The organism is Streptomyces sp. NPDC058619 (assembly GCF_042717785.1).
Classification (GTDB): Bacteria; Actinomycetota; Actinomycetes; order Streptomycetales; family Streptomycetaceae; genus Streptomyces.
This window is the reverse complement of record NZ_JBHXQN010000005.1, coordinates 208,612-223,371: the sequence shown is the minus strand read 5'-3', so window position 1 is coordinate 223,371 and position 14,760 is coordinate 208,612. Positions and strand designations below refer to the sequence as shown.

The following is a 14,760-nucleotide window of genomic DNA, read 5'->3' as shown; positions in this document are numbered from 1 at the left end:
CCACGATGCGGAGGGGGCGGAGCGGGGCGGACGGGGTCCGCGGGGGGCCGGCGGGCGCGGAACCGGGGGGATAGCCCCAGTGCCGGAGCGCGGGCCGCTGCCTACCGTGGGGGGATGGACGCGCATGCCCGAGAGTTGAAGAAGGAACTCGACGCCACCCTGGACGCCCGGCGGGAGCTGGGTCCGGAGTACGAGGCCGAGCTGGTGGACTCGTTCGTCGAGAAGGTCGACACACAGGTCAGGCGCCGGCTGGCCGAGGAACGCCTGCGGGCGGCCCGCGGCGGGCCGGACGGCGGCCCGGCTTCGCCCGGGGCCGCGTTCGGGGAGCGGTTCGGCTTCGCCGTCATCACGCTGGTCCTGGCGATCCCGCTCTCGGCGATCGGCGCCGCGCACGCCCGCCTGAGCGGGCTGCTGGTGGTCTGGGCGGGCATCGTGGCGGTGAACTTCGTCCACGCCCACAAGTCCTTCGGCGGCCGCGGGAGCCGCGATCCGCTGGACTGACGGAGGTCGGCGGGGCCGATGGGCCGACGGGCCCGGAAAAGAGTTGGGCGGGGACCGCCGCACCCCGGTTGCCCGGGGGCGGGACGACGGCGGTCCCCGCGAAGGACACGGGCCGGGTCAGGGCCGTCCGCGTCCATGGCGCACACGGTCCGGGAGCCGCTCCGGAGTCGCGCAACGCCGTTCGTGGTGCCGGCCGGGTTTGGCGGTCTCCCGGTCTTCCCTGCCGACGACCACCACTGTGCCGGAGCCGTGTTAAGCCGGTGCTGCGCCCACGTGTCGGGCCCGTACCGGTTGCGCGTCGGACGCGCGGCACGGCCGGGGCAGCGGTGCGCGGCTGTAGTAGCCGCGCACCGCGGCGGTTACTTGGAGCCCTTGGCCAGGAAGGCCAGCAGGTCCTGGCGGCTGACGACGCCGGTCGGCTTGCCCTCGACCAGCACGATCGCCGCGTCGGCCTCGCCGAGCACGGACATCAGCTCGGAGACCGGCTCGCCCGAGCCGACCTGCGGCAGCGGCGCGCTCATGTGCTTCTCCAGCGGGTCGCCGAGCGAGGCGCGCTGCGCGAACAGCGCGGACAGCAGCTCCTTCTCGACGACGGAGCCGATGACCTCGGCGGCCATGACGTCGGGGTGGCCGGCGCCCGGCTTGACGATCGGCATCTGCGAGACGCCGTACTCGCGCAGGACCTCGATGGCCTGGCCGACGGTCTCCTCGGGGTGCATGTGGACGAGGGAGGGGATGCCGTCCTCCTTGTCATTCAGCACGTCGCCGATGCGCGCGGAGGGACCGGCCTCCTCCAGGAAGCCGTGGCCGGCCATCCACTCGTCGCTGAAGATCTTGCTGAGGTAGCCGCGGCCGCTGTCCGGCAGCAGGACGACGACGACGTCGTCCGGTCCCAGGCCCTCGGCGGCGCGCAGGGCGGCCACGACCGCCATGCCGCAGGAGCCGCCGACGAGCAGGCCCTCCTCCTTCGCGAGACGGCGGGTCATCTGGAAGGAGTCCTTGTCGGACACCGCGATGATCTCGTCGGTGACGTTGCGGTCGTAGGCGGTCGGCCAGAAGTCCTCGCCGACGCCCTCGACGAGGTACGGGCGGCCCGAGCCGCCGGAGTAGACCGAGCCCTCGGGGTCGGCGCCGATGACCTTGACCTTGCCGCCGGACACCTCCTTCAGGTAGCCGCCGGTGCCGGAGATCGTGCCGCCGGTGCCGACGCCCGCGACGAAGTGGGTGATCTTCCCGTCGGTCTGGTCCCAGAGCTCGGGACCGGTGGTCTCGTAGTGCGAACGGGGGTTGTTCGGGTTGCTGTACTGGTCGGGCTTCCAGGCGCCCGGCGTCTCGCGCACGAGGCGGTCGGAGACGTTGTAGTACGAGTCCGGGTGCTCCGGGTCGACCGCGGTCGGGCAGACCACGACGTCGGCCCCGTAGGCGCGCAGGACGTTGATCTTGTCCAGGGACACCTTGTCAGGACAGACGAAGATGCACTTGTAGCCCTTCTGCTGGGCCACGATGGCGAGTCCTACACCCGTGTTGCCGCTGGTCGGCTCCACGATGGTGCCACCGGGCTTGAGGGCTCCGCTCTGCTCGGCGGCCTCGATCATCCGTACGGCGATGCGGTCCTTCACCGACCCGCCGGGGTTGAAGTACTCGACCTTCGCAAGGACGGTGGCCTGCAGGCCTTCGGTCACACGGTTGAGCTTCACCAGCGGGGTGTTGCCGACGAGGCTGATCATCGAGTCGTGGAATTGCACCATGTTCTCCAAGGAGGGGACTCCACGGGTTCTCCGGGAGGTCTGGCCAGGGTATGCCGAAAGGGATTGGACGACCGTACGTACGGGGCAGGTAGGTCGTCGAGGGACGAGGAGGTGGCCTGAAGCGTGTCGAGGGCGAGAACGGCCCGCCGGATCGCGGCGGGAGCGGCGTACGGCGGAGGCGGCCTCGGACTGGTCGGGGCCGCGACGGTGGGCCTGGTGCTGGCGGAGGTCCAGTTCGCGAAGCGGACGGTGGGGACCGGGCTGCCGGATCCGCCGCGCGCGGACGGGCTGTACGGGAGCGAGTTCGGCGGACCCGAACAGAGCCCGGGGCCGCTGCGCCTGGGCATGCTGGGCGACTCCACGGCCGCTGGGCTGGGCGTACGGCGGGCCCGGCAGACGCCGGCGGCCCTGCTGGCCTCCGGGCTGGCGGCGGTGGCCGAGCGGCCCGTGGAGCTGCGCAACGTGGCCCTGTCGGGGGCGATGTCGGACGACCTCGACCGGCAGGTGGGCCTGCTGCTCGACGGGCCGGAGGGGCAGGAGGTGCCCCCGCCGGACGTCTGCGTGATCATGGTCGGCGCGAACGACGTGACCCGGCGGATGCCGCCGACCCACTCGGTGCGGTGCCTGACCTCGGCCGTACGCAGGCTGCGGCTGGCGGGCGCCGAGGTCGTCGTGGGCACCTGCCCGGACCTGGGCACGATCGAGCCGGTGTACCAGCCGCTGCGGTGGGTGGCCCGGCGGGTCTCGCGCCAGCTGGCGGCGGCCCAGACCATAGGCGTGGTCGCGCTGGGCGCCCGTACGGTCTCCATGGGGGACCTGCTGGGCGCCGAGTTCGCCGCGAACCCGCGCGAGATGTTCGGCCCCGACTCCTACCACCCGTCGGCGGAGGGGTACGCGACGGCCGCGATGGCGGTCCTCCCCACGCTGTGCGCGGCGCTCGGGGTGTGGCCCGAGTCGGACCGGCTGGACGTGTCCCGGGACGAGGACATGCTCCCGGTGGCCAAGGCCGCGTCGGCGGCCGCCGGCGAGGCGGGCACGGAGGTCACCGCGGCCCGCGGGCCCTGGGCCCTGCTCAAGCACCGCCGCCGCCGTCGGGTCCCGGGCGAGGACCTCGCCGCACCCCCGCCCGCCACCACCCCGAACCCGGAAACGGTCACGCGCCCGACCTGACGACCGGCGCCCACGCCCCCGGGCCGTCGACACGTACACGACGCGCGGCGGGGCAGGCCGGGCCGGTCAGGCAGGCGCCGCAGGGCGAGCCGGGCCCCCGGCAGACCAGCATGGCGCCGGGGGCCGCGGGGCAAGGCCGGGCCGCCGCCCCACGGGGGCCCTGGGGGAGGCCCGGGGGCCCTGCCCCAGGCCTCCGTCCGGCCGGGTGCCGGAGGCGGCTGCGCGCCGCCCCGGCACCCGGCCGGACGCCGGCGCCCCCGCGGGAGCGACCGGCATCACACCGCAAGGCCGGTGACCTCGACCGTACGGGGCGGTAACTTCGCTTGCGGTCCCGCAACGACGCACCCCATGGAGTCCCGATGCCCGAAGCCGTCATCGTTTCGACCGCCCGCTCGCCCATCGGACGCGCCTTCAAGGGGTCCCTCAAGGACGTCCGCCCGGACGACCTGACGGCGACGGTCATCCAGGCCGCGCTCGCCAAGGTTCCCGGGCTGGACCCGCGCGAGATCGACGACCTGATGCTCGGCTGCGGCCTCCCCGGCGGCGAGCAGGGCCACAACCTGGGCCGCATCGTCGCCGTGCAGATGGGCATGGACCACCTGCCGGGCTGCACGATCACCCGCTACTGCTCCTCCTCGCTCCAGACCTCGCGGATGGCCCTGCACGCCATCAAGGCGGGCGAGGGCGACGTCTTCATCTCGGCGGGCGTCGAGATGGTCTCCCGGTCCGTGAAGGGCTCCTCCGACGGCCTGCCGGACACGCACAACCCGCTCTTCGCCGACGCGGAGGCCCGTACGGCCGCCGTGGCGCAGAGCGAGGGGGCGTCCTGGCACGACCCGCGCCAGGACGGCCTGGTGCCGGACGCGTACATCGCGATGGGCCAGACCGCGGAGAACCTGGCCCGGCTGAAGGGCGTGACCCGCCAGGACATGGACGAGTTCGGCGTCCGCTCGCAGAACCTGGCCGAGGCCGCGGTCAAGAACGGCTTCTGGGAGCGCGAGATCACCCCGGTCACGACGCCGGACGGCACGGTCGTCTCCGCCGACGACGGCCCGCGCGCCGGTGTGACGCTGGAGGGCGTGCAGGGCCTCAAGCCCGTCTTCCGTCCCGACGGACTGATCACGGCCGCCAACTGCTGTCCGCTCAACGACGGCGCCGCCGCGCTGGTCATCATGAGCGACACCAAGGCGCGGGACCTGGGCCTGACGCCGCTGGCGCGGATCGTCTCCACCGGCGTCACCGGCCTCTCCCCCGAGATCATGGGCCTGGGCCCGGTCGAGGCGTCCAAGCAGGCCCTGAAGCGGGCCGGCCTGACCGTCGGGGACATCGACCTGTTCGAGATCAACGAGGCCTTCGCGGCGCAGGTCATCCCGTCCTACCGGGACCTGGAGATCCCGCTGGACAAGCTGAACGTCAACGGCGGGGCCATCGCCGTCGGTCACCCGTTCGGGATGACCGGTGCCCGGATCACCGGCACCCTGATCAACAGCCTGCAGTTCCACGACAAGCAGTTCGGCCTGGAGACGATGTGCGTCGGCGGCGGCCAGGGCATGGCCATGGTCATCGAGCGCCTGAGCTGAGCCGCAGCGGAGGCCCGGCTCAGCGCGACCACGAGAGGGAACGGCTGAGCCGAGCCGCCGCCGGCGTCCGAAACGGGCGCCGGCGCTCTGGGCTGGTCGTAGCGGAGGGTAGGGGCAGCGTCGCTCGTCCGATCGGGTGGGGCCGGGGCGGGGGGCGGCCCCGACGCCGTGGACCCCGGGCGCCGCAAGGGATCCGGCGCGGTCCCGCGTCCCGTACTGACGCCGGTTCTAACCCCGTCGCGGCCGACCTGTGACCGAATCTCCCCCAGGATGTGACCTTTGTCCTGGGGGATCGCCATATGCGCAGGTCAGCTGCTGTGCGGTCGGGACCTTCAGGACGAAAGCCCTGTCCAATTCATGACGTAATGCACTGCACGCCATTCCCAGGTCGGGACACTCTGATGTAGGAAGTCGGGGGATCGAAACAATCAGGAGTTAGCCAGTGAGCGCCATGTCTCTTGCCCTGCTGCTGACCACGGCCGCTGCCACGGCCGTGGGCGCTGCTGCGCTGCACGCCGTCCACGGCCTGCGCAGGCAGGTCACGGCCCTGCGCAGTGAGCTGTCGGCCCCGGTCCACCCCCGCGGTGTGACCGTGCCGCACGCCCGCAGCGCCGTGGAGTCCCCCGCCGCGGAAATACGAGCCGCCGTCGCCGAGGCCCTGGCCGAGGAGCGCGAGCGCGAGCTGGCCGAGGCGCGCGCCTTCTGGGCCGCGCAGGAGGCCCGCGACGCCGCCGACGCACCGTCGCTGCTGGGCGGCCTGCCCGGGCTCGGCGAGGACAGCCCGGTCTTCCTGCCCCGGCAGGCCGACCTGGTGGGCCTGGAGGCGGTGCTCGGCGAGGAGTCCTACGAGGAGTACACCGGCTACCCGGAGGATTCGGCCGAGCTGGCCGCCGCCCGCCGGCGCCACCCCTCGCACCCCGACTTCGTGCCGGCCCAGGCCGCGCACCCGGGCGCCGACCACGAGCGCACCGTCAGCCGCCTGGAGGAGCTCGCGGAGGCCCGTACGGCCCTCGCGGACGTCCGCCCGGGCCCCCTGGGCACGCTCGACGTGTACGTCTTCACCGACGGCACCACGCTCTGCATGACCCCCGGCCACCGGGAGACCGCGGAGCGCCTCGCCGAGGCCCTGCGCTCGGGCACGGCGCCGGTCCTGCTGGGCGGCTCGGGCATTTCCGGGGCGTACGCCCTGACCTTCTCCTGCGGCGACGCCGAGGACGCCGACAGCAACGTCTACATCCTCGCGGACCGCGTCATCGCATCGCTCTGACGTCCGCCTGCTCCACCAGCCGCACGGCCTCGTCCAGCACCACGGACGGGGCCTTCGTGCCGTCCCCGGCCCCCGCCCCGGCTGCCGCGGCGCCGCGCAGTGCCTCGGCGAGGTCCAGCCCGGCCACGGCCACCTGGTCGCCGACGACGAAGATCCCCGCGTCCGGCATCTCCCGCGCCGGGCCGGGCCCCTCCAGGACCTGCGCCCGTACGGAGAGCTCGCGGGCCAGTTCGAGGGCCACGGCGGCGGCACCCTGCTGCAGCCGGCTCTGCGGCGCGGCCCGCAGCCGGTCGGCGAAGCGTTCCACGACGGCGGTCAGGGGCGAAGTATCAAGCACCCGGCCGACCTTACGTGCCGCCGGGGCGCCATTGCCAACGGGCGGACTCTGCGGCACGGTGTCGTGAAGAGAACAGCACGGCGATACCTCCGGAGGCGCCCATATGTCCGTAGAGTTCTCCGAGCAGACCCACCGCAACATGATCGACAGAATCCCCCAGACCACCGGTCGTGACCTCTCCGACTGGCTCCGCACCGTCGACGAGGGCCCCTCCCTCGTCCGGTTCGAGGAGAAGGTCGGCTGGCTGCGCGGCGCGCACGAGCTGTCGTACGGCCAGGCCAAGGCAATCATCCACGAGTACGACCTGCGCAGAGCGGCGCGCCGCTTCGGCTGAGCCCTGAGGACACCGTTCCCGACCCCTGTCCCCCGCCGAACGCGGGGAGGCCCCGCGAGCACGGTGCTCGCGGGGCCTCCCCCTGCGTCGTGGACAGCCGGGACGGCTGCCGGTCCCGCTAGTCGTCGCCCGAGAGGATCGAGAAGATGCGGAGCATCTCCAGGTAGATCCACACGAGGGTCATGGTGAGGCCGAAGGCCGCCAGCCACGCCTCCTCGCGGGGGGCGCCGTACGCCACGCCGTCCTCGACCTGCTTGAAGTCCAGGGCGAGGAAGCAGGCGCCCAGGATGACGCCGATGACGCCGAACAGGATGCCGAGGCCGCCGCTGCGGAAGCCGAGGCCGTCACCGCCGGCGAAGACCGAGAACAGCAGGTTCGCCAGCATGAGCAGCATGAAGCCCATGGCGGCGGCCATCACGAAACCGGTGAAGCGCCGGTTCACGCGGATCCAGCGCATCTTGTACGCGAAGAGCACGGCGGCGAAGACGCACATCGTGCCCATCACGGCCTGGATGACGACGCCGGCGCCCAGGTAGGTGCTGACGGCCGCGCTGATCACGCCGAGGAAGACACCCTCGAAGGCCGCGTAGGCCAGGATGACCGGCGGCGAGGCCTTCCGCTTGAACGACTGGACCATGGCCAGGACGAACGCGACCAGGGCCGCGCCGATCGCGATGCCGTAGGACGTGCCGATGTTGGCCGGGTCGACGGGCAGCAGGACCCAGGCGAGCGTCGCCGTCAGGATGACCGTGCCGAGCGTCATGGCCGTACGGCTCACGACGTCGTCGATGGTCATCACATCGGTGCGCGCCGGCGCCTGCGGCATACCCGTGGCCGGGTCGGTCGCATACGGGTTCGTCGCGTACGGGTTGGTCGCGGCCCCGGCCTGCTGGTGCTGCTGGGCGTCGAAGCCCGCATGACCACCGTTGTCGCGGCTGAACCCCCGTCGCGAGAAGACCGGGTTACTGCTCCTCATCTCACTCCTCCGTGGCCACCGAGCGCGGCCTTGACTCAAGAGTAATGCGCTCGCAAAGAAAGCACCCTACTGCTGGAGGAGGATCTTAGGAGAAGGCATGGCGAAGCGCAGGAGATAAACGGACGGGGCTTCGCCACAGCGCGGAAGCGCCCGGAGCCGGAGTTGATCCGGCGATGACACTGGGGCCGACCTGCGGCGACACCTCCACCGCATGCAAGCCCCCGAAACGGATCCGGATAACCGGGCATCGGATCCGGATAAGGGGAGTATCAGCGGGGCCGTGCACCCGTAGCGGGCGCACGCGGACAGAGGCGCGAAAAAGGGCCGGCAGCAACTGCCGTGCCCTGCAAGGGAATTCACCCCGCTATGCGCACGCGGCAGGGCTTCTCGCTTCACCTTCCGCCCCCCGGCGGGGCGGTCCGTAGCGCGGGCCGTGATCATGACCTGCTCCGGCTGCGACCCTCACCACGGATATATCGCCCGGGCGGAGGGAGAGACATTCGTCCACTGGTGTCCCAGGTGCCCCCCGCCGCCCCTCACGGGCTGCTCTCCGGGCACGGCGGCGGCTGCGGGTTCGGCCGAGACGGCGTGGACCCGTCCCCCGCCCACGGATCTTTTCCCGGGGCGCGGCCAGCCATCGCCAGCCGTCGAACGTCCCGCCCTGCGGGGACCCGGGCAGGTCCACGACCGGCCCGGTGTACCCGTACGCACGCCAATGGATCATAGAGTTGACTTCCGTCGAGGGGAAGGGTGAAAGCTGCGCAGCACGACCCAGGCCCGCTGCTAGGCTCCGGCGCCATGCCTCCCGTGACCGCGGTGCGCCCCCGGAATCCTGTCGCTCCCCGCCACAGGCTGACCTTGCAGCCCTCCCGCCTGCCGGACGACGACCTGGCCGACGACGCGATGATCCGCAGCGTGGCGTACGACGGGGACGTGTTCGCCGGCCTGAGCGTCGAGTGCGCCGAGGTCGAGCAGTCCAGCTTCGAGAACGTCCGCTTCACCGGCCTGCGCACCCGGCAGGTGATCTTCTCCGACACCTCGTTCGGTACGTGCGACTTCGCGCAGCTCCGTGCAGAAGACACCTCACTCGTGCGGTCGACGGTCACCTCCAGCCGCATCACGGGCGCCTCCTGGTCCAAGAGCCACTTTGCCGACGTCACGTTCGAAGCCTGCCGCAGCGACATGTCCCTGTGGCGGCATTCCAAGTTCAAGGGCGTCGTCTTCACCGGCTGCAACCTCGTGCAGGCCGACTTCCAGTTCGCGGAAATGCGCGACGTGCTATTCACGGGGTGCGACCTCACGGGCGCCCAGTTCGCCCACCTCAAGGCGCAGCGGGTTCGCTTCGAGGAGTGCACGCTGATCGACGTTGGCGGGGCCGAGCACCTGAAAGGCGCCACCGTGCAGGGGCCCGGGGCGATGGAGCTTGCCCTGGCCCTGGCACGGGACGCCGGGATCAAGATCGAGCCGTAGAGGTCAGGCCGCCGCGCGCATGTCGTAGCTGGCGAACCGCGCACCCGACACGGACTCGGCTACGAGGTCCATGTCGTAGGTGTCGGTGAAGGCGCGCAGTTCCTGTACGAGGAGCTGTCCGTACGGCGTGAACAGGTCGAGCTTGTCGAGGAGGCCGTCCGTGCACTCCCTCAGGGAGCCGCGGAACTTGTCGACCAGCTCGGTTTCCCCGCGTCGGGACTGCATGAGCATGAGGGGCGGCGCGACCACCGCGGAGTGGAACGCTTTGTCGAGCGGGCGCATCTGCCCGAACTTCACCGCCGAGACGACCCGGTACTCCTCCGCCTCCAGCGCGGCCGCTGGCTTCGTGTACATCCCGTACGCCATGTCGGCGAGGAACACGTTCAGGTGCACCGCCTCGTGCACCACGCTCTCCGCGAAGTCGTGAACCTCCCACGCGTCCCCGGGGCTCATGGACACGAGGCCGGGCACGTGGCTGGCGGACCCGCCTCCCTTGTTCTTGCTGCTGAACATGACCACGTCGGTGACGATGAGGTCCACGAGCGCCCCGAGGTCCGGCAGGAGCTCACGCGTGTAGTCCACCGCGCGCTGGATGTCCCGGCCCCATGAGATCCGCTGGTCTGACGGGGTGTGGGTGAGGCCCTCCAGGATGTTCTCGAACACCTGGTTGTTCTCCAGGTGCCGGCCCCATGGGTCGTCGCGGAACGACACCCGGATGCCGGCCTGCGGGGCGTCGAGCGGTCGCCACTGGCTGATCATGCGCCGGTATGCGTGCGCAAGGTCCTCCTCTGCATGCCTCTCGCCGATGATGGCGGGGATGAGGCGGCCGATGGTCTCATGGGCGTGGTGGATGTTCAGGAGACGCACGGGTGCTCCTTGGTGGTGAGGACTGCAAGCAGGAGGGCCCGGAGCTGCCGACAGCTCCGGGCCCTGATGGTTCAGCGCGGACGGCCCGGTGCTACTCGGTCCAGCCGCCCATCATCGACTTGTTGCCGGCGGTGAAGAACGCTTCGACGTTGCCCTTGACCTCGCTGGTCTCGTTCGGCTCCTCGGTCTCGGCCTCCTGGTCGCCGTTGCGGTCGGCGGACAGGACCGCCTGCGCCGGGGTGATCTTGCTTCCCATGAGTGCCTCCTCGTACTGGACCCGCCGGGATCTCCGGCGGGGTGCTGCAAGCGGCGTCCCCCCAAGGGCGCCGCTTCCCGCCCGTCCGGCCAACGCGGCCGGTCCGGGCGGAAGCCTGTGGGCGGGGGATCCCGCCTAGGGGTGGAAGATCGCGAAGCAGAGAGAGGTGAGCAGCGCGGCGAGGGCCAGGCAGTAGACGACCTGCACGGCACGCTCACTCATCGGGCTTCGCCTCCGGGACGGTGAGCTCGCCCCACACGCGTTTCCCCCAGCGCAGCGGGTCCGTTCCCCACCGGCCGTCGCAGAGCGCGGCCACGATCGCCAGGCCCCGCCCGTGCTCGTCTGCCGGCCCGGAGGTGCGCGGCTCCGGCAGCGCGTGGGAGAAGTCCACGGCGGCGATCCGTACCGTGCGTTCCCCGGTCTTTGTCATGGTCACCCGGACCACGTCCCGGCAGGCGTACGCGACCGCGTTGGACACCAGCTCGGTGACGACCGCGGCCGCCGCGTCCTCGGCGTCGGCCAGGCCCCACACGTGGAGCGCGGCCGCCGTCAGCTGCCGGGCCGGGGACGCCGACGCAGCCTCGCGCGGCATCACCTGGGAGTAGGAGGGGTCACCGGTGCCTGCGGTCTCGATCATCCTCATGCGCGCGCCGTTCATCACGGGCCGGGGTGCAGCGCCTCCGGCCGCCTCCGGGCTTTCAGGTGCGGGGGTTTTACCCGGCAGCGTGCGGACGCTTACCTCGTTCACCTCAGGCACCGGCCTTACCTGCGGACGCGTCGCGGCCGAGGCCGACCAGTGCGGTGAGGCGGTCGGGCGGGCAGAGCAGCCCGGGGCGGTCGACGGGGACGACCCACCAGGGCAGTGCCGGCTAGTTGCCTGGCTCGCACCGCTCGGGAGCGGGGACCAGCAGGAGCGCCCGGTAGGGGTGCGCCACCGACGGGTGGACGCGCCACTGCAAGCCGGTGCTCGCCGGGACCAGCGCGGTGTACGCGGCGTCGGGGCCGTCATGGTCCGGCTCGTAGAAGAGGGGCCCGCCTTGCAGGGCCTCGGCGAGGGGCGCGGCGCACTCCTCGGGGCTGCTCACGCCGACGGCGGCGTGCACGAGGCTGGCGGGGATGGACACCGCGCCGAACAGGACGCCGGGCCGCAGCCAGGCGACGCCGTCGTCCCGCCACGCCGCAAATCCCTGAGCCATCGTCGGGGCGGCCGGCAGCAGCCAGTACCCGGAGGCACGCTGCCGCTCGGCGCGCGTCGTGACCGCGGAGGCGGTCAGGGGCTCGGTCGGTGTGGAGGCGGATGTCCCGTCATCTCGGGTGCGCATGCTCGGCATTGCTCTGCACTCCCCAGGGTGATGGCCTACGCGTCGGCGCGCCGGCTCCCTCTGCTACAAGCCAACTCCTCCCGGACGGTGCGCGGCGGACATTCAGCCGGACATTGGGCCGGACATTCGGCAGGACTTTTCGCTACGTCCGGTCTTCCGCATCCCGTGAATCTCGCTACCGTCAGGTTCGGTTAGATCACCGGAGGTGACGGGGTGCCAGAGCTGACGCCCTTCGAGCACGCGTGTATCGCACACGGCTGGGACTCCCCGGCCGCGTTCCTGCGGGCTTTTCAGCGAACCGCGGACGCCATCGGCGAAACGGTGACAGTGACCGACCGCCATTTCCGCCGGTGGCGCGTGCCCGAACCGGGCAAGCCGAGGCCGCGCGCCTGGCGGACATTGCACGCCATGTTCGGCTTCTGCCCAACCGAGTTGGGATTCCCCGGACCCCCGCCGAGTGCCACGGTGGGAGGTGCACCACTCCCAGCACAGAGAGGCACCTCCGTGGACCGACGCGCCTTCCTCACCGACTCAGTCGGCGTAGCAGCAGCGATGAGTCTTCCGCCTCACGTGCGGCCGCTGAGTCCGCCAGGAGCGTGCGGCTCGGTCGGCACGATGCACCTCCTCGAACTCCGTCAGGGCCTGCGGTCGCTGTTCCAGCTCGATGACGCGTACGGCGGCGGCGACGTCCGCTCGCTGGCCGTGCGACATCTGCGGCGCGTACGCAGAGTCGTCAATGGGGGGAGGTACCCAGAGGCCATCGGCCGTCAGCTGCAACTCCTGTCCGGGGAGATCGCAGAACACTGCGGGTGGCTGTACTACGACGCCGACGACCAGGACAGCGCCCGCCGCTACTGGGGTGAGGCACTGACCACGGCGACGATGCTGCGGGACTCCAACCTCGAAACCCTGATCTTCTCGTCCATGAGCTTGCAGGCCTGCCACGAGGGCCGGGCCCGTGACGGCCTCGACCTCGCACGGGCCGCGCAGGAGCGGGCGACGCGCCTGGGCTCGCCCGTCCTCCAGTCGGTCATCGCCGCCCGCGAGGCGCGCGCCCTGGCGCTACTGACCGATGAGAGCAGCGCCGGGGGCCGGATGTCCGCCGCGCTAAAACTGGTGGACCGCAGCGGCCGCAGCCGGCCCTCCCCGGAGTGGACCGCGTTCCACGGGCCGGCCGAACTCGACTACGCGCAGGGCCTGCTCTACACAGAGCTCGGCCACCACAGGGCGGCGACCACGTTCCTACGGGCCGCGCTCGCGCACCAGGAGCAGAACTACGGCCGCAACCGGGCGCTCTACCGGATCACCCTGGCGAAGGCGCTCGTCGCAGCCGGGGAGGTGGACGAGGGAGCAGCGCACGCCGTCGGTAGCGTGGAGCACCTGGAGGAGGTGGAGTCCGGGCGGGTCCTGCGCCGCCTGGGCGAGGTGGCCGACGCGCTCCACGACGTGGATGCCATGTCCGCCCGGGAAGCCGTCGAAAAGCTGACGGAGTACGCGCGAGCGAAGGGGGCGGCGTGATGCCCGCTGAGGTGACATACGAACGACACGACGAGGGGGCGGCGGCCGTACGGCTGGACGAGTTCCTGCCGGCGTACGAGGAGGTGTACGCCGACCCGCCGTACAGCGAGGGCCCCAGCGACGTCGCCGCGTTCATCGACCACTACCGGCTGCACGCCGAAAGGCCCGGCATGCGGCTGGTCCTTGCCCGGGACGGGGACGAGGTGGTCGGCTTCGCCTACGGCTACTACCTGCCGACGGGCACGGGCTGGTGGGACAGCATCACCGACCGGACCCTGACGGAGGATTTCACCCGCGAGGACGGCGCCCGCACGTGGGTAATCCTTGAGCTCGCCGTACGCAAGCCGTGGCGTCGGCGGGGCGTGGCGGCCGCACTGCACGCCGCGCTGCTGGCCGGGCTCGCTGCGGAGCGGGCCACACTCACCGTGCGCCCGGAACCCGAGGCCGCGCCCGCTCAGGCCGCGTACGAGGCGTGGGGGTACCAGCACGTCGGCACGGCGCATCCGTGGGACGGGGCCCCGCTCTACCGGGCACTGGTCCTGGACCTGGCCGCGGCTGGGAACGCTGCCTGACCGGGCGCGCTACGGTCCTTCGGGGTCCGTGTGCGCGGCGCCCACGTTGGCGGTGAGCACGCCGTGACGCGTCCCCAGAACTCGGTTGCCCGGGCTTCGGCGTTCGCAGAGATCGCGCGGTATATGGCCGCCGTCGACCCGATCGGGATACGAGCGGGGCGGCGGGCTCGGCGTCGGTCCGCCCCTCGTCCAGCCAGCCGCACCCGGGGAACCATCGCGGGCGCCGTCGGCCCGCCACTTCACCGGTAGCTGGAGACGTCGCCCTCCTTGTTCTTGTGCCCCACGATGTACGCCTGACCGAAGAGTAGGGGGGCGTGCACCCGTGGTGCACCCGTTCCACGCAGCAGGTCGGACCAGATCAGGCCGTTGTCGCAGTGCGAACACGGGTAAGCGCGGAGTGCCCGGAGCCGGACTTGAACCGGCACGGCCCGAGGGCCAGCGAGGTTTAAGCTCGCCGTGTCTGCATTCCACCATCCGGGCAAGGCGCGGCGGCCCCGTGAAAAAGCCTTGAACGCTGCGCCGAGCCTATCCGGAAGACGATCGACGCCAACGGGGCGTCTATCCGATGTTGTCTGATTTTATTGGCGCTTGAGGGTGCGTCAGACCCCAGAACGCACGGTGGGCACCTTCCGGAAGGCCGTCACGGGCCGTGTGGGAATGACGGGATTTCGATGGCATCCGCCACCCCGCACGCCACCCCCCGCCACCCCCGGACCGCCCCGCACCGGGGCCGGGCCGCGCGCCGCGGGTCCGTCGCGCGGCGGGGACTCCCGTCATACCAGAGGAGGAGTCCGGCGGCCCCGTGGTCAACCTGCGGTGGGCCAGGGAACGGGCACCACGGC

The 14,760-nt window shown here is 71.7% G+C and carries 15 protein-coding genes and 1 tRNA gene; 8 read left to right on the top strand and 8 right to left on the bottom strand.

The features are described from left to right. Nucleotides 1-114 precede the first annotated feature (114 nt). Nucleotides 115-501 carry a hypothetical protein gene (locus ACFWTC_RS07970; protein ID WP_384027155.1) on the top strand — a complete coding sequence of 129 codons (387 nt, stop codon included), beginning with the start codon at nucleotides 115-117 and terminating at the stop codon, nucleotides 499-501. A gap of 359 nt (nucleotides 502-860) precedes the next feature. Here the strand turns inward: ACFWTC_RS07970 and ACFWTC_RS07965 are convergent, their stop codons facing one another. Continuing rightward, nucleotides 861-2,246 carry a cystathionine beta-synthase gene (locus ACFWTC_RS07965; RefSeq protein ID WP_383920837.1) on the bottom strand — a complete coding sequence of 462 codons (1,386 nt, stop codon included), beginning with the start codon at nucleotides 2,244-2,246 and terminating at the stop codon, nucleotides 861-863. Between the two features lie 126 nt (nucleotides 2,247-2,372). Here ACFWTC_RS07965 and ACFWTC_RS07960 point away from each other — a divergent pair, with 126 nt between their 5' ends. The 3 genes from ACFWTC_RS07960 (at nucleotide 2,373) to ACFWTC_RS07950 (ending at nucleotide 6,266) form a co-directional block, all read left to right on the top strand. Continuing rightward, a complete protein-coding gene (locus tag ACFWTC_RS07960) occupies nucleotides 2,373-3,419 on the top strand; it encodes an SGNH/GDSL hydrolase family protein (protein WP_383920659.1) in 1,047 nt (348 codons plus the stop codon). Between the two features lie 359 nt (nucleotides 3,420-3,778). Beyond that, nucleotides 3,779-4,999: an acetyl-CoA C-acetyltransferase gene (locus ACFWTC_RS07955; RefSeq protein ID WP_383925690.1), complete on the top strand. Its 1,221-nt coding sequence runs from the start codon at nucleotides 3,779-3,781 to the stop codon at nucleotides 4,997-4,999. Between the two features lie 451 nt (nucleotides 5,000-5,450). Beyond that, nucleotides 5,451-6,266 (top strand): hypothetical protein, encoded by an 816-nt coding sequence (locus ACFWTC_RS07950; RefSeq protein WP_383925797.1) that lies wholly within the window; start codon nucleotides 5,451-5,453, stop codon nucleotides 6,264-6,266. Here the strand turns inward: ACFWTC_RS07950 and ACFWTC_RS07945 are convergent. Then, nucleotides 6,250-6,603 carry a hypothetical protein gene (locus ACFWTC_RS07945; RefSeq protein WP_383925692.1) on the bottom strand — a complete coding sequence of 118 codons (354 nt, stop codon included), beginning with the start codon at nucleotides 6,601-6,603 and terminating at the stop codon, nucleotides 6,250-6,252. The genes ACFWTC_RS07950 and ACFWTC_RS07945 overlap by 17 nt on opposite strands. Nucleotides 6,604-6,706: 103 nt before the next feature. Between ACFWTC_RS07945 and ACFWTC_RS07940 the strand changes: the two genes are divergently transcribed. Next, the gene (locus ACFWTC_RS07940) at nucleotides 6,707-6,937 is read left to right on the top strand and encodes a DUF4287 domain-containing protein (RefSeq protein WP_383925695.1); all 231 of its coding nucleotides are present in this window, start codon (nucleotides 6,707-6,709) and stop codon (nucleotides 6,935-6,937) included. Between the two features lie 118 nt (nucleotides 6,938-7,055). Here ACFWTC_RS07940 and ACFWTC_RS07935 read toward each other — a convergent pair whose 3' ends face one another. Further along, on the bottom strand, nucleotides 7,056-7,913 hold the full coding sequence (locus ACFWTC_RS07935) for a Bax inhibitor-1/YccA family protein (protein ID WP_384027157.1): 858 nt from the start codon (nucleotides 7,911-7,913) through the stop codon (nucleotides 7,056-7,058). Between the two features lie 858 nt (nucleotides 7,914-8,771). Here ACFWTC_RS07935 and ACFWTC_RS07930 point away from each other — a divergent pair. Continuing rightward, nucleotides 8,772-9,383, top strand: a complete 612-nt coding sequence (locus tag ACFWTC_RS07930) for a pentapeptide repeat-containing protein (protein WP_383925700.1) — start codon at nucleotides 8,772-8,774, stop codon at nucleotides 9,381-9,383. Between the two features lie 3 nt (nucleotides 9,384-9,386). Here the strand turns inward: ACFWTC_RS07930 and ACFWTC_RS07925 are convergent, their stop codons facing one another. From ACFWTC_RS07925 to ACFWTC_RS07910, 4 genes are all read right to left on the bottom strand, one after another. Then, on the bottom strand, nucleotides 9,387-10,250 hold the full coding sequence (locus tag ACFWTC_RS07925; protein ID WP_384027159.1) for an aKG-HExxH-type peptide beta-hydroxylase: 864 nt from the start codon (nucleotides 10,248-10,250) through the stop codon (nucleotides 9,387-9,389). A gap of 91 nt (nucleotides 10,251-10,341) precedes the next feature. After that, a complete protein-coding gene (locus tag ACFWTC_RS07920; protein WP_383925706.1) occupies nucleotides 10,342-10,506 on the bottom strand; it encodes a hypothetical protein in 165 nt (54 codons plus the stop codon). Between the two features lie 214 nt (nucleotides 10,507-10,720). Then, a complete protein-coding gene (locus ACFWTC_RS07915; protein ID WP_384027160.1) occupies nucleotides 10,721-11,149 on the bottom strand; it encodes an ATP-binding protein in 429 nt (142 codons plus the stop codon). Nucleotides 11,150-11,375: 226 nt separating this feature from the next. Continuing rightward, nucleotides 11,376-11,828: a hypothetical protein gene (locus ACFWTC_RS07910; RefSeq protein ID WP_384027162.1), complete on the bottom strand. Its 453-nt coding sequence runs from the start codon at nucleotides 11,826-11,828 to the stop codon at nucleotides 11,376-11,378. 615 nt (nucleotides 11,829-12,443) lie between these two features. On the opposite strand from ACFWTC_RS07910, the gene ACFWTC_RS07905 reads away from it, so the two are divergent. Beyond that, nucleotides 12,444-13,346 carry a hypothetical protein gene (locus tag ACFWTC_RS07905; RefSeq protein WP_384027164.1) on the top strand — a complete coding sequence of 301 codons (903 nt, stop codon included), beginning with the start codon at nucleotides 12,444-12,446 and terminating at the stop codon, nucleotides 13,344-13,346. Next, nucleotides 13,346-13,918, top strand: a complete 573-nt coding sequence (locus ACFWTC_RS07900; RefSeq protein WP_383925718.1) for a GNAT family N-acetyltransferase — start codon at nucleotides 13,346-13,348, stop codon at nucleotides 13,916-13,918. The genes ACFWTC_RS07905 and ACFWTC_RS07900 overlap by 1 nt, the downstream gene beginning before the upstream one ends. 398 nt (nucleotides 13,919-14,316) lie before the next feature. Here the strand turns inward: ACFWTC_RS07900 and ACFWTC_RS07895 are convergent. Next, nucleotides 14,317-14,398 (bottom strand) — tRNA-Leu (locus ACFWTC_RS07895). Nucleotides 14,399-14,760 lie beyond the last annotated feature (362 nt).